This window comes from Virgibacillus sp. M23, assembly GCF_034190895.1.
Classification (GTDB): Bacteria; Bacillota; Bacilli; order Bacillales; family Amphibacillaceae; genus Virgibacillus; species Virgibacillus salarius.
In genome coordinates this window covers 1-14,961 of the sequence record NZ_JAWDHA010000086.1, presented here as the reverse complement: position 1 = coordinate 14,961, position 14,961 = coordinate 1, and the positions used below count along the sequence as shown (strand labels likewise).

The window sequence follows — 14,961 nt, the reverse complement described above, 5'->3', positions numbered from 1 at the left end:
AATGTGGAGGAGAAATGTATCCGGAGTATTATAAAGGAGTACAAGGACACGAATACAAACTATCGGATGTGCTCTAGCTATGGCAAACAGGAAAGGACCGGGCTGGTTTTTGCCCGGTTTTTCTTATGAAGGTTATTACTTTACTAAAAACGGAATTAAAGCACCGATACTCCCTAAGAGTGAAGATGTACCGACATATAGACAATTTAAATATTGGTATAACAATGAACACAATTCAAAGGAAAAGTACTTGAAGAAGGAAGGGGAAAGGAAGTACCAATTAAAAGCAAAACCAAACGTTGGTGAGGCTTCTAGAAGAGCAGTTGGACCAGGATCAATTTTTGAAATTGATGCAACCATCGCTGATGTATATCTTGTTAGTTCGTTATCACGTGACAGAATTATTGGACGTCCTGTTGTTTATATTGTAAAAGACGTTTTTTCAAGACTAGTAACTGGGCTTTATGTAGGATTAGAGGGCCCTTCATGGTTGAGTGCGATGCTTGCATTAGAAAATACCAGTTTGAATAAAAAAGAGTACTGTAAAGAATTAAACATAAATATTGAAGAGTGGGAATGGCCTGCTCATCACATGCCCACAGTAATTGCAGCAGATAGGGGAGAGATGGAAGGGTATAATGCAGAAAGCTTAATCGACTTACTTGGGATTATGGTTTACAATATGCCGCCATATAGGGCCGATTTAAAAGGAATTGTAGAGCAACATTTTCGAACAATAAACACAAAAATTAAAAAGTGGGCACCAGGAGCTGTTCACAAAGACTACCATGAAAGAGGCGGAAAAGATTATCGTTTAGATGCAAAGTTGACCTTAAAAGCATTTGAAAGAATCATTGTATTATCTATTTTAGAACACAATAGAAAGATCATTTCTAACTATCCTTTAACAAGCGGAATGATTGAACATAAGCTAATACCAACACCTATTGAACTTTGGGAGTGGGGGATTAAGCATAAACATGGTTATTTACAGGAAATTGATAGTGACTTAATTAGATTAGCTTTAATGCCGTCTAAACAAGCCTCTATTACAAGAGAAGGTGTGTACTTTAATAAGCGGTACTATTCTTCTGATTACGCAATAGAGCAGGGTTGGTTTGAAGAACCAGTTATAAAAGGTAGAAAAAAGATAAATGTGTCGTATGATCCAAGAAGCATTAATTATATATTTATTCGCAAAGAAAAAGGTGAATATGAAAAATTTAATATGCTAAATAAATTAATTGCTGATGGAGAACTTGAACCCCGAATTGAAGATTATGAAGAATACAGCTATGCGCGAAGTATTTCAGAAGAATTTATAAAAAGTGAACAAAGGCAAATATCCTCAGATGCAGACACACACATAGAACAAATAATTGCAGATGAAACTCATAAAACCAATGAGTTAAAAATACCTGGACAAAGTAAGTCAAGTCAAACAAAAGCAATAAAACAAAATCGAAAAGAAGAAAAGGAATCAATGCGAGAAAGTGAAAATTGGGATAACACTCTAGGTGGAACAAATGAAGATGGACAAGCTGATTTGTTAGAGTTTGATATGGAGCAAAGTAAAGACAATAGTGAAGGAAAGGATTCTCTTATAAATATGTTAAAACAGCAAAGTAAAGTAAGGAGATCGGCAAAATGAAAAAAGATATTGCTTTTGACGGGAGTATTATCTCTGTTCTGATGGGAAAGCAAATAACTGCAAAATATAATGAACAGGAGATACCGAAGTATAGAAAGAATCCTTTAATTGAAGCTTTACCTGCTATCAATTCACAAATTGATGTAGGAGAGCGATTATTAAATTTTCCAGACTACTATGCCGAAGATAGACAAAAGCCTCCTGAAATTAGGTTGCATTATATAGAGCAAGTTCGAGATTATATGCAACCGTTATTGGTTCACTTACAAATTGAGTCCAACCTTTCCATAATGATAAGAAGAGGTTATGTTAGCAGAAATCCTTTATCTCCATTTTATGCTAAACAGTTTGCAGTAGGAATAAAGGAGATACTTAATGTTGATTTGGATGAGGATGGTAAGAATATTATAGGAAATCAGTCTACAGCCAAGTCATACACAATAATTGGAATTAGCGGAATTGGTAAAACAACTGCTATTGAAAAAATATTGTTAATGTACCCCCAGGTTATAATTCACTCAGATTATAAATATAACGGGTTAGAATTAGGATATTTAAAACAAATAGTTTGGATTAAATTGGAATGTCCGTTTAATGGATCAAGAAAGTCTCTTTGTCAGCAATTCTTTTTAACTGTCGATCAAATTCTCCAAACAAACTATTATAAAAAGTTTGTTAAATCTAGAATTAATGAGGAAGATCTTATTATAGCAATGTCTCATGTTTGTTCACTCCATTGTGTTGGTGTTCTAGTAATAGATGAAATTCAAAGGATGAAAAAGGGAGAAGCAGGGCAACTAATGTTGGATTTTTTTGTTGATTTAAGCAATAAACTAGGTGTCCCCTTAGTCTATATTGGAACTTATAAAGCAATCCCTCTATTTAATAAATTGTTAGCTAATGGTCGTAGGGCAAGTGGTATGGGTTCTGAATTCTTAGATCCAATGACAAAAGAAGATGAATGGGATTTGTTCTTAAGTAATTTGTGGGAGTATCAATGGACGGAGAAAAAGGTGCCTTTAACAGAAGAGTTAAGTAATGCAATGTATGAGTTAACTCAAGGCGTTACGGATTTTGTAATAAATCTATTTATAAAGTCACAACAATACGCTATTGCCTATGGTCAGGAAGAATTATCAGTAAGGTTGTTAAAGACGGTTGCTAAACAAAATTTGAAATTAGTTCAAGGTGTGATAGATGCTTTACGCATAGGAGATAAAGAAAAAATTAAACAGTATGATGATATTAAACCTGGTTGGAATGAAACTAATGAGTACGTCAAGGCATTAGGAAATAGACTAGGGTTACATGGAAAAGTTAATTCTGAACATAAACGAGCAATAAATAAAAATAAATATGAGAAAAACTTCGAAATACTATTAAATTTCGCATTAAACTTTGATTTATCAGAAAAAGAGGCTAGAACTATAGTTGAAGATGCTATGAATTCTAATAAAGGAATGAAGGCTTTACATGAACAGCAAACAATTATTACACAAATGATAAAAAGTAGAGAAGTAAATAAAGATAATAAACTCAATAAAAAGTTAGTTCAAAGTAAAACAGTTAATCACTTTTCAAACAAGAATGATATTCGTCTAATTGCTGAAAATGCGAAGAAACAAAAAGTAGCCCTTGAAGAAGCGTTAAGAGATGCAAATATAGTTAAATCATTTGATGAATTTTTAAATTAAAGTAAAGTGGTGAGACATTTGTTAAGTTTTTTTCCAAGTCCTTATAAAGATGAACTTCTGTATAGTTGGTTGGCTAGGTATCACCGCAGAAGTGGAAATAAGAGTTTTAAACAAACCTTGGTTGATTTATACGGCGTAGAAACAAAGGTCCCAATAACTGATTTGCCAGGGAACCTAATGGATATTTGTAATCGTATTAACAACATTTATACTTCAAACTACCTCTTGGCAAAGCATACTTTATTTCATTACTATTCACCATTCCTACCTAAAGATAGGGAGAATATGTTAAAAAAAACAATGATTAATAGTGATGCGAGTGGTGTCCACATGTTTACAGGTATAACCGCAAGTGGGATAAAATATCCTAGATTTTTAAGATACTGTATAAAGTGCTATCAAGAAGAAGTTACAAAATACGGAGAAGCCTATTGGCATAGATCTCATCAATTATCCGGAGTTTTCATATGCCCGTTTCACCTGCAATCGTTAAATGAATCCAATATTCCTTTTAAAGTACCAATGAATAAACAAAGATTTTATGATTTAAATGAAATTGAAATAAATGATAAAGGAAAGGCGAAGTTGTTACAAAGTTCATGGAATCACTTAGAGTTTATTTCAAAACAATCACTTACAATTCTTGAACTGGAAATTTCCCCCTTAGGTTTAGAAAAGATTAGAGATTATTATGTGTATAAGTTACGAGAAAAAGGCTTTGTTACAGTATCATCTAGAATCAGGTTCAGGGATTTTTTACCTGAGTTTATTAAATATATAGGGAGTGAATTATTAAGTAAACTTGACAGTGATATAGATAAAAATGCTGAGGACACATGGATACATAAACTATTACGAAAACCCCGTGTTTCCTGCCACCCTCTAAGGCATCTTTTATTAATCAGGTTTTTAGATGAAGATATCGCAACATTAAATAATATAAAAGGAAATCATCTTCAATATGAACCTTTTGGCTCCCCACCTTATCCATGTTTAAACAAAACTGCAAATCATTATTTGGATAGCGTAATGACCAGACTTGAAATTACTAATTGTTACGAAACTGGAAAGCCGGTAGGAACTTTCACTTGTGGCTGTGGGTTTGTTTATTCTAGAAGAGGTCCGGATCAATTGGAAGAAGACCGATTTAAAGTGGGCAGAATAAAAAACTATGGGGAATTATGGGAAAATAAATTGAGAGAGCTTTATCAGAAGAAAGTACCGTTAGTAAAGATAGCAGAGAAGATAGGGGCTGACAGAAGTACAGTCAGTAAATATATTAAAAAATTAGATAGTGGTTATGTGCCGGAAAGAAGAAATGGAACGAACAAAGAGAAAAGGGATTTATATAGGGTTAAATGGATAAAACATAAAGAAAAAAATCCTCAATATAGTCGGACAAGACTTAGAGAAACGCTCTCATCTGTATATATATGGTTGTATCGAAATGATAAGTATTGGTTATTTGAAAATCTTCCTCCAAAAAAGGTGAACAAGCAAAAAGCTATTAGAGTTAATTGGAAAATGCGAGATGAAAAGTTATCCATGTTAATTAAGGAAGAAGGCGAAAGAATTAAAGGTAATGAAGATGATTTGGTTCGAGTAACTATTAGTGCAATTGGTAAACAATTAGGTATATTATCGCTACTCGAAAAACAATTAGATGTTTTGCCTAAATGCAAAGAGGCATTGAATGAAGTAACAGAGACTATCGAAGAATTTCAAATACGTCGGATTAAGATAAAAGCGTCACAGATGCGAAATCTTAATATCGAAGTTAAGGAATGGCGAATTATGCGCTATTCGGGGCTAGGCGAATGTCTAAATCCCGATGTTCTTAATGCAATAGATAAGGAAATAAATAAGGGGATTGATTTATAAATAGATTTAGATAAGGGGGGAAGTCTTGTTAGCATTTTTTCCATCAATTTACGAAAACGAATTAATGTATAGTGTATTTGCGAGGTATCATAATAGGTCGGGAAATAGATATTCTAAACATACTTATTTAGACTTATTTAATGAGAATCTTGTAAGGTCATATGCGGATATCCCGAGAAAACTAAGTATTTTTTTAAAAAATATATCTCATATGAATCATATCGACTTTAACAATTTGGTTAATAAACACACCCTATATTTGTATTTTACCAACTTTTCAAGGGAGGAAACAAAGAAGGAACTATTGACTATTATTGCAAGTGGTGGCGAAAGTAAAACTAGTAATGTAAGTCCGACAAATAAATATTTTAGATATTGTCCGAAATGTGTTAGTGATGATTACCTAAAATATGGTGAGACGTTCTGGCGAAAAGACAATCAGATTCAAGGTGTATTTTATTGCTTAAAACACATGGAACCACTTAGGGACAGCGATGTATTGTGGCAACCTAGATTCAAAGAAAAAAATATTTTTGAAGTAGCTTCACTTGAAAATTGCCCATTAGATAGGCCACCTGCAACTGCAATTAAAAAAAGTTCGGAATCTATTTTGCTTCAAGTTGCACAGGAATGCCTTAAAACGGCAAACCAAAATCTCCTTTTATCTTTTGACAATATTGTGGATGTTTATAAATATTTATTACATCGTGAAGGTTATCTAAAAGGTAAGATGGTCAACCATAAAGAATTACTTATGGATTTCCAAAACTATTTCGGAGAAGAAATATTGGATATCTTGGGAGCAGAATTTAATGGTTGCAAGAGAAGTAACTGGTTAAGTAGTATCGTAAAAAAACATAATCAAGTATTCCCTCCTATCAAACATGTATTATTAACGCTTTTTTTAAATGAAAATGTTGATACACTGAACCATTATAAAAACAAAATAATAAGTCCATTTGGTGAGGGGCCATATCCTTGTTTTAATCCGTTCTCTGATCACTATCAACAAATGGTTATTAATAACGCAGAACTCGGAACAAGCCCTGTAAACAAAACCGAAATAGGCATTTTTTCATGTGATTGTGGATTTACTTATACAAAATCAGATAACATAAATAATTTTAGTATTGAACAGATAAAATACATAGACCCAAAATGGGAAAGACAATTTGAGAGATTGTATAAAGAGACAAAGAAGAGGAATGGAGGCTATGAAGATAATATAGACAAATTACTTCACATTAAGCAAAAATATCTAGACTATTCAAATGGTAAAAAGCGAAGGGTATCATATCCTTTAGAATTAATAGAAGATTATAGGGAAAAGTGGCTAGAAATATTAAAAAGAAACCCTCAATATTCCTTAGAAAGAATTAAAAAGCAAGATATGAGTACATATGCTTTTTTAAATCGGCATGATAAGAATTGGTTAAGGGAGAACTCCCCTAATATCAATAATGTTGGATTTAAGAAAGTTGATTGGGAAAAAAGAGATAATGAAATGTTAAATGCTGTTAAAAAAGGGACAAAAATTTTATTGGACAAAGAAAAGCCAGAAAGAATTACATTGTATGCTTTAGGGAGGGTTGTTGAAAAACTGGATTTGTTAAAGAAGGATTTTTTACAAAAGATGCCTAAAACAAGTGAATATATAAATTGTGTTGTCGAATCCCATGAACAATTTCAGTTAAGAAGGGTAGAAGGTGTTGTTAAAAAGTTAATTGAATCTCGGAAAACTCTTACAGAGAGTCTTGTTAGGAGAGAGGCGGGAATAGCTAAAGGTAGATCTGAGGCAGTAGATCAAAAAATAGCTAAGTACTGTAACGAGTATTTAGATGTAAATATTGTTAATAGAAATTTATAAATGAAAAAAGGGACATAACAATAAAAGAAATCTACAGATTTTGTAAAAAGTAAAAGTGTTGTATAATTGTTAGTAACTATTATTCTATTATATAGTTGGTAGAGGTGTTTAAATGATAACAGGTGAAATGCGAAACAAAGTAGATAAAATATGGGAAACCTTTTGGACAGGTGGGATTACTAACCCATTAACTGTAATTGAGCAATTTACATATTTAATATATATAAAAGGGCTTGACGATCGAGAAAACCAAAAAGAAAAGGATAATGAGCTACTAGGTCTAGAATACGAAGGGATATTCCCAAAAGATAAACCTCAATTGCGTTGGTCGAATTTTGCAAATATGGGACCAGATGAAATGTTTAATGTTGTATCGCAAGAAGTATTTCCATTCATTAAAACAATGGGCGGAAAGGACTCTGCATATGCAAAATATTTAAAAGACGCCGTATTTGTAATACCAACACCTTCTTTACTGGCAAGAGTTGTTTCAGGTATTAATAGTCTTCCCGAAACAACAAAGGGAGAATCTAAGAAAGATACCCTTGGTGACTTATATGAGTATTTATTATCGAAACTTCAAACTTCAGGAACAAACGGTCAGTTTCGTACACCACGTCATATCATAGATATGATTGTAAAACTAATGAAACCAACACCTGAAGACATAATTGTTGATCCAGCAGCCGGTTCCGCTGGTTTCTTAGTGTCTGCAAGTGAATATTTACGTGAAAATCACAATGATATGTTTTATGTTCAAGGCTTAAGAGAGCATTTTAATAAAAATATGTTTCATGGTTTTGAAATTGATAACACTATGCTCCGTATTGGGGCAATGAATATGATGCTTCACGGTGTAGATTATCCGAATATTAACTATCGTGATAGCTTATCTGAACAAAACAAAGACCGGGAACTCTATACAATGGTTTTAGCAAACCCACCTTTTAAGGGCTCCTTAGATTATGATTCTGTTTCAGACGATTTACTAAGAATTACAAAAACAAAAAAAACAGAAATACTTTTCTTGAGTTTATTCTTACGTTTACTAAAAAAGGGGGGTCGTGCTGCGGCGATAGTACCGGACGGGGTATTGTTCGGAAGCTCAAATGCTCATAAATCAATAAGAAAAGAAATTGTTGAAAATCATAAATTGGAAGCAGTAATTAAAATGCCAAGTGGAGTTTTTAAGCCATATGCAGGGGTCTCAACTGCAGTCATAATATTTACAAAGACAGAAGCGGGGGGAACGGATCAAGTATGGTTTTACGATATGAAGGCAGATGGGCTATCTTTAGATGACAAAAGAAGTCCGATTGAGGAAAATGATATTCCAGATATTATTAATAGATTTAATAAATTAGAAAATGAGACAAGTAGGAAACGTACTGAACAATCTTTTCTAGTACCCTTAGGAGATATTAGGGAGAAGGAATATGATCTGTCACTAAATAATTATAAGAAAACAGTACACCAAGAGATTAATTACGAAGATCCTAAGCTAATTATTGAAAAAATTAAAAAAGATGAAGAAGAGATACTAGAAGCCATTTCAGAATTGGAGGAGTTCCTAAAATGAAATGGGTGAAGTTAGGTGATTTTACAAATATTAAGACAGGAAAGTTAAATGCCAATGCAGCTGAGGCTAATGGGAAATATCCTTTTTTTACTTGTTCAATTAATCCTTCTAGAATTAATAGTTACTCATATGATTCTGAGTGTGTATTAGTCGCAGGAAATGGTGATTTAAATGTTAAATATTACAATGGTAAATTTGATGCTTATCAACGGACATATATAGTTGAGTCAATTGATACTAAATTACTAAATGTAAAGTACCTGTATTATTTTTTAAAGATGTATGTTGAAAAATTAAGAGAACAATCTATCGGTGGAGTTATTAAGTATATAAAATTAGGTAATTTAACAAATGCTGAAATACCGTTACTTGATATAAAAGAACAAATTAAAATAGCTTACATTTTATCAAAGTCAGAAGATATCATAAAAAAACGAGAGCATCAAATTTCAAAATTAAATTCCTTAAAACAAAGTATTTTTTTAGATATGTTTGGCAATCCCATAAGTAATCCAAAAGGGTGGAAGAAAGAGAAGCTTGGTGAATATTTGGAACATATAGAAGGCGGTTGGAGTCCAAAGTGTCACTCATACCCAGCACTTAATGGTGAATGGGGTGTTTTGAAATTAGGTGCAATAACAAAAGGAATTTTTAAAGTAAAAGAGAATAAATCATTACCAAAATCTCTAACTCCAAAAGAGGAATTAGAAATAACAAAAGGTGATTTATTGTTTAATAGAAAAAACACACCAGAACTGGTTGGGACTAGCGCTTACGTATTTAATACACAAAAAAAATTAATATTTCCAGACACCATATTTAGATTAATTGTTAAAGAGAACGAACTTAACAAATTGTTTTTGTGGCAGTTGGTTAATAATTTTTCTGTTAAAGAAAAATTAAAAGACTTATCCAGTGGTAGTGCAAAATCAATGTCAAATATTTCAAAACAAAAGCTTAAGCAACTAGAAGTTGTAGTTCCAGATATTGAACTGCAAAATCTATATGCTAAAAGGGTATCAACTATTGAAAAACAAAAAACACAGTTAATATCTACTTTAAGAAACTATAAATTGTTATTTAATTCTCTAAATAGTCGTGCTTTTAAAGGCGAACTATTCAATGACGACACCGTAGAGCAACTTTAACCGACTAAAAATCGGAAGAGGAAGAGGTGCCCCAAATGTCTAACTTTGAGTTTTTAAAAAATAAAACCCAATATCAAAGTTTTTCTGGTGCTTGTGAAGAAGCTGAAAAAAGCCTTCAAGTAAGTCCGGCTACTTGTGCTATATTAACAAGACGTGCATTGGAGCTTGCGGTTAAGTGGATGTATAGCTTTGATAAGGATCTGAAGGTTCCATATCAAGATAATCTATCAAGTCTTATTCATGAGCGTACTTTTAGGGACATTATTGACAATGACCTCTTTCCACTTTTGAAGTTCATTATAAAGTTAGGTAATGTTGCGGTTCATACAAACTCGAAAATATCGCGTGAAGAAGCAGTGACCTCATTATATAATTTATACCAACTTGTTAATTGGATTGATTATTGCTATTCATTAGAATACACAGGCACAGAATTCGATGAGTCGATTCTCTTAACAGGTAATGAACCACGGAAAAGACCTGAAGAATATCAGGATTTATACGAGAAACTGAGTTCAAAAGATAAAAAGATAGAAGAGATGCAGAAGGAAAATGATGAACTACGTAAAAAGGCAACACAGAACCGAGTACGAAATACGGAGGATTATAATTATCAAGTTGATGAAATCTCAGAGTATCAAACTCGAAAGCTCTACATTGATCTTGAATTAAAACTTGCAGGGTGGGAGTTTGGTAGGGACGTTATTGAAGAATATGAAGTAGCACATATGGCGAATAGATCGGGTATCGGTTTTGTAGATTATGTCTTACTTGGAGATAATGGAAAGCCTATTGCTGTAATTGAAGCGAAGAAAACTTCAGTAGACCTATATCAAGGGAAACAGCAGGCAAAACTTTATGCAGATTGCATAGAACAAATGAGTGGCCAACGTCCTATAATCTTTTTCACAAATGGATTTGATACTCGTATCTGGGACGACTTAGAATATCCTGAACGTAAGGTGTCCGGTTTTTACACAAAGGGAGACATTGAACTCCTAATAACAAGAAGAAAATTTAAACGACCACTAGTTAAAATCAATATCAATGATGATATTACGAACCGCCCCTATCAAAAGGAAGCCATCACAAATGTTGCGGAAGCAATTCAAATGAAGGAACGGAAAGCACTCCTCGTTATGGCTACTGGGTCTGGAAAAACAAGAACGGCGATTTCAATTGTAGACATACTAGTCCGACATAACTGGGTAAAAAATGTGTTGTTTTTAGCGGATAGAACAGCACTTGTAAAACAAGCAAAGAATTCGTTTAATAATCTCCTTCCATCAATGAGCGTTTGTAACTTATTGGATAATAAAGATGACCCTGAATTAAGCAGAATGGTGTTTTCTACTTATCCAACAATGATGAATGCTATTGATGACATAAAAAGAAAAGATGGGAAAAGGTTATTTACCGTAGGACACTTTGATTTAATTATTATAGATGAAAGTCACCGTAGTATTTATAAAAAATATCGATCAATCTTTGAGTATTTTGATGGTATCCTACTAGGATTAACAGCAACACCAAAAGATGAAATAGACAAAAATACGTATGATATTTTTGGGTTAGAATCAGGGAACCCGACGTATGCTTATGAACTAGAGCAAGCGGTAAATGATGGGTATCTAGTCGACTACCGTACAATTGAATCTACTTCTACATTTCTTGATGATGGATTGCGTTACGATGAACTATCAGAAGAAGAAAAAGAACAATATGAAGATACGTTTGATGATGATGTAGGAGATTATATTGCTAGTGGAGCAATGAATGATTGGTTGTTTAATGATAATACAATTGATCAAGTGCTTAATGATTTGATGGAACAAGGAATTAAAGTTGAAGGGGGAGATCGCTTAGGGAAAACGATTATTTTTGCCAAAAACTCCAAACATGCAAAACGAATCGTTCAACGTTTTAATGACTTGTATCCGCACTATGGTGGTAACTTTTGTCGTCAAATCGATTATAGCGTTAATTACGTTGATACCATAATTGATGACTTTTCAACTAAAGATAAAACACCTCACATTGCTGTATCTGTTGATATGCTTGATACAGGAATAGATATTCCTGAAGTTGTAAACCTTGTTTTCTTTAAAAAAGTACGTTCAAAATCTAAGTTCTGGCAAATGATTGGCCGTGGAACACGCTTGTGTGAGGATTTATTTGGTCCAGGTCAAGATAAAGAGTATTTCTTAATTTTTGATTACCTACGTAATTTCGATTTCTTTAGAGAAAATTCAAAAGGAATTGAAGGTAGACTAACAGTCAGCTTAACCCAGCGAATATTCGAATTGAAACTAGATATTGTAAGAGAGTTACAGGCACTAGACTTTCAAGAAGGAGATTATATCAATTATCGTGAGGAATTGATTAAAGAACAGCTTGAAGAAGTTAATCGTTTAAATGAGGATAACTTTCAAGTACGGATGAATTTGAAGTATGTTCATAAATATAAAAATAAAAATAACTGGCAATCTTTATCGGTTTCTAATATTAATGAAATTAAAGAACACATTTCACCTCTCATTATATCAATCGACGATGATGAGATGGCAAAACGATTTGATAATGTAATGTTTACGATTGAATTAGCTTATTTAACTGCTAACAGTGCAACAAAGCAAATTCGTAGTGTTGTGAGTACTTCGGAAAAATTAAGCGAGCTTGGGACAATCCCTCAAATAAGCCAAAACAAGGAATTGCTTAACAAAGTACAAGATGATAAGTTTTGGGAAGAAGCACATTTGTTTGACCTAGAGGAAGTTCGAAGTGTAATGAGGGATCTCATTAAATTCCTTGAAAAAGAACATCAAAAAGATTATTACATCAATTTTAAAGACACGTTCCAGGTGATAGGTAGAGAAGAAAGCCCTATTTATGGTGCAAACAATTTACAAAATTACCGAAAACGTGTTAACCAATACTTGAAAGAGCATCAAGATCAGGTAGCAATTTTTAAATTACGAAATAATAAACCTTTGACGGAAAAAGATGTTCAATTGTTAGAAGAAATTTTGTGGGAAGAGCTTGGGACAAAAGAAGAGTATGAGAAAGAATTCGGTGATACACCTATCACAAGGCTCGTACGACAAATCGTAGGCTTAGATCGACAAGCAGCGAACGAAGCTTTCTCTGAATTCTTAGCAGAACAGCGGTTAAACAGTAGTCAAATTAAATTTGTAAAGCTTATCATGGACTACGTCATAAAGAATGGCTACTTAGAAAAAAGGGTGTTACAAGAAGATCCTTTTAGATCGTTAGGTAGTATTTCAGAGTTATTCCAGGATAATATCGATGATGCTAGAAAGATTATTCATATAATTGACCAAATTAATAACAACTCAGAATTTACAGAAGGGGCATAACGTTTAGGTTATGTCTCTTACTTTATTTTTTATTGCGTATTTAATTAGTTAAAAATACAATGGATAGAGAGTGATATTTATGCAAATGGTTAGTATGGAACACCTAAGATGGCTTGTGGACACAGGCGAAAAGTTAACTTTAGCTGATGGGGAAACAGTTGATGTATGGGTATTGAATCATGAAACAGATGATGAGGTTCTATCTACATGGGCTAGTCACTTCAGAAATCACTATTGTCTCGATGATGAAATAGATTTTTACAGGAGGGGTTACAATTTCTCAAGAGCAGAATACTTAAAAGAAATAAAATTCCCTGATTCTTCTGTGGCTCCTGGACCTAGTATTCGTGCGGGAGATTTTAGTGAAATATTAGTATCAGATTACCTTCAATATATCCTGAATTATTGGGTGCCTCGGACTCGTTATGGTGATAAGACAGTACGAAATGAGTCAACTAAGGGAAGTGATATTATAGGATTCAAAATTATAAGTGATAAACAGGATTCCTTAGATGATGCGCTAGCGATTTTTGAAGCGAAAGCAAAATTCACGGGACGTAAACAAAATAGACTTCAGGATGCGGTAAACGACTCAGCAAAAGATCATTCCAGGATAGGCGAGTCGCTTAATGCTATTAAGCAACGCCTCTTTGATAAAGGGATGCTTCATGATGCTGAACGTATCGAAAGGTTTCAAAACTTGGAGGATCGTCCTTATACAGAGGTTTATGGCGCAGTAGCCCTATTATCGACAGCTATATTTGATCCAAATGAAGAAATAAAAACCCAAACTAGTAGCCATCCCAACTCCAATAATTTGAAACTTCTTATTATACATGGTGATGAACTAATGGAACTGGTTCATGAAATTTATAGGAGATCTGCAGATGAAGCCTGATAATAAATCTCAACAATTATTAGGTGTTACTCGTTCAAAAGCAAAGATGTATGAGTACGGTGTACCAACAGAATATCACATACAAATATCCAAAGATCCTGCTAGGCTTTTTAATTTGTCAATTGGCATACTTGGTGATCTCGCTGCGCAAATAAATTCAGAGTCAGTAGACGAAAATAAAATTAACCAATTACATAAAAACCTTCAGTTTTCAGCTCGTTTTTTTGATTCTTATTTGCAATCACGTTTAAAAAAGGAACTTACACCTTACCTTTTAATGTTAGGGTCTGCATCTTACTACTTATGTGATTTACCCGGAAGTTCAATTGTACTTGCTGGGCAATTGGGTGATGAATGTCCTGATTTGGATGCAGAAGGACTTGAAAAATTGCTTTTTTGGCTTCTTCAAGGGGATTATTCTAAAAAGATGAGGGAAGTAGAAGGGCCATATGTAAAGATCGTTGATGAGATGTATAACCAAATGAATGATTATTATAATAGCGGAAAAGGACAAGATGTACTCATAGAAAATGCTCTTTATATTAGAAAAATTGCTTATGGTAATGGTACACCTCGCCAGTTACTTTTCGCAGATATCATTTGTGCAGTTATCAAGAAACGTATTTTAAACTCTGTATGGTACTGTTTACCACAGTACACTGGCATTCCTATTAATAGATGGGAAGAAATCTTGTATAAAAGTAGATCTATAAGAGAATTTTGGCCAGCACAGCACCTTTTGTGACTGCTAAACTAAAGTAGACAGTTTCCGCTAGATTAGAAGAAACACTTATTTACCCAAATATACCAGTAAAATATATAGCTCTCCCATTGTATGATATTTAAGATTATACACACATCAATGG

General features: G+C 33.3%; 9 protein-coding genes. All 9 read left to right on the top strand.

The window, feature by feature from the left end:
* Positions 1–79 precede the first annotated feature (79 nt).
* The 9 genes from RVS70_RS20270 to RVS70_RS20230 all read left to right on the top strand — a co-directional run bounded on the left by RVS70_RS20270 (position 80) and on the right by RVS70_RS20230 (position 14,840).
* Complete coding sequence (locus RVS70_RS20270; RefSeq protein ID WP_321134631.1) at positions 80–1,651, top strand: Mu transposase C-terminal domain-containing protein; 1,572 nt, start codon at positions 80–82, stop codon at positions 1,649–1,651.
* A complete protein-coding gene (locus RVS70_RS20265) occupies positions 1,648–3,345 on the top strand; it encodes an ATP-binding protein (RefSeq protein ID WP_321134629.1) in 1,698 nt (565 codons plus the stop codon). Before RVS70_RS20270 ends, RVS70_RS20265 begins: the two co-directional genes overlap by 4 nt.
* A gap of 18 nt (positions 3,346–3,363) precedes the next feature.
* Positions 3,364–5,226: a TnsD family Tn7-like transposition protein gene (locus RVS70_RS20260; protein ID WP_162986340.1), complete on the top strand. Its 1,863-nt coding sequence runs from the start codon at positions 3,364–3,366 to the stop codon at positions 5,224–5,226.
* A 25-nt stretch (positions 5,227–5,251) separates the two neighbouring features.
* A complete protein-coding gene (locus RVS70_RS20255) occupies positions 5,252–7,093 on the top strand; it encodes a TnsD family Tn7-like transposition protein (RefSeq protein ID WP_026679818.1) in 1,842 nt (613 codons plus the stop codon).
* Positions 7,094–7,205: 112 nt separating this feature from the next.
* A complete protein-coding gene (locus RVS70_RS20250; protein WP_026679819.1) occupies positions 7,206–8,672 on the top strand; it encodes a type I restriction-modification system subunit M in 1,467 nt (488 codons plus the stop codon).
* Entirely contained in the window at positions 8,669–9,820 is a 1,152-nt protein-coding gene (locus RVS70_RS20245; RefSeq protein WP_051388238.1) for a restriction endonuclease subunit S, read from the top strand. Before RVS70_RS20250 ends, RVS70_RS20245 begins: the two co-directional genes overlap by 4 nt.
* Positions 9,821–9,855: 35 nt before the next feature.
* Positions 9,856–13,197, top strand: a complete 3,342-nt coding sequence (locus RVS70_RS20240) for a DEAD/DEAH box helicase family protein (protein ID WP_121604344.1) — start codon at positions 9,856–9,858, stop codon at positions 13,195–13,197.
* 79 nt (positions 13,198–13,276) lie between these two features.
* The gene (locus RVS70_RS20235) at positions 13,277–14,095 is read left to right on the top strand and encodes a Hachiman antiphage defense system protein HamA (protein WP_026679821.1); all 819 of its coding nucleotides are present in this window, start codon (positions 13,277–13,279) and stop codon (positions 14,093–14,095) included.
* Positions 14,085–14,840 carry a hypothetical protein gene (locus RVS70_RS20230; protein ID WP_321134623.1) on the top strand — a complete coding sequence of 252 codons (756 nt, stop codon included), beginning with the start codon at positions 14,085–14,087 and terminating at the stop codon, positions 14,838–14,840. Before RVS70_RS20235 ends, RVS70_RS20230 begins: the two co-directional genes overlap by 11 nt.
* Positions 14,841–14,961 lie beyond the last annotated feature (121 nt).

Coding starts and splice junctions, on each gene's coding strand:
- RVS70_RS20270 (WP_321134631.1), top strand. CDS start 80: ATGGCAAACAGGAAAGGACCGGGCTGGTTTTTGCCCGGTTTTTCTTAT.
- RVS70_RS20265 (WP_321134629.1), top strand. CDS start 1,648: ATGAAAAAAGATATTGCTTTTGACGGGAGTATTATCTCTGTTCTGATG.
- RVS70_RS20250 (WP_026679819.1), top strand. CDS start 7,206: ATGATAACAGGTGAAATGCGAAACAAAGTAGATAAAATATGGGAAACC.
- RVS70_RS20245 (WP_051388238.1), top strand. CDS start 8,669: ATGAAATGGGTGAAGTTAGGTGATTTTACAAATATTAAGACAGGAAAG.
- RVS70_RS20240 (WP_121604344.1), top strand. CDS start 9,856: ATGTCTAACTTTGAGTTTTTAAAAAATAAAACCCAATATCAAAGTTTT.
- RVS70_RS20235 (WP_026679821.1), top strand. CDS start 13,277: ATGCAAATGGTTAGTATGGAACACCTAAGATGGCTTGTGGACACAGGC.
- RVS70_RS20230 (WP_321134623.1), top strand. CDS start 14,085: ATGAAGCCTGATAATAAATCTCAACAATTATTAGGTGTTACTCGTTCA.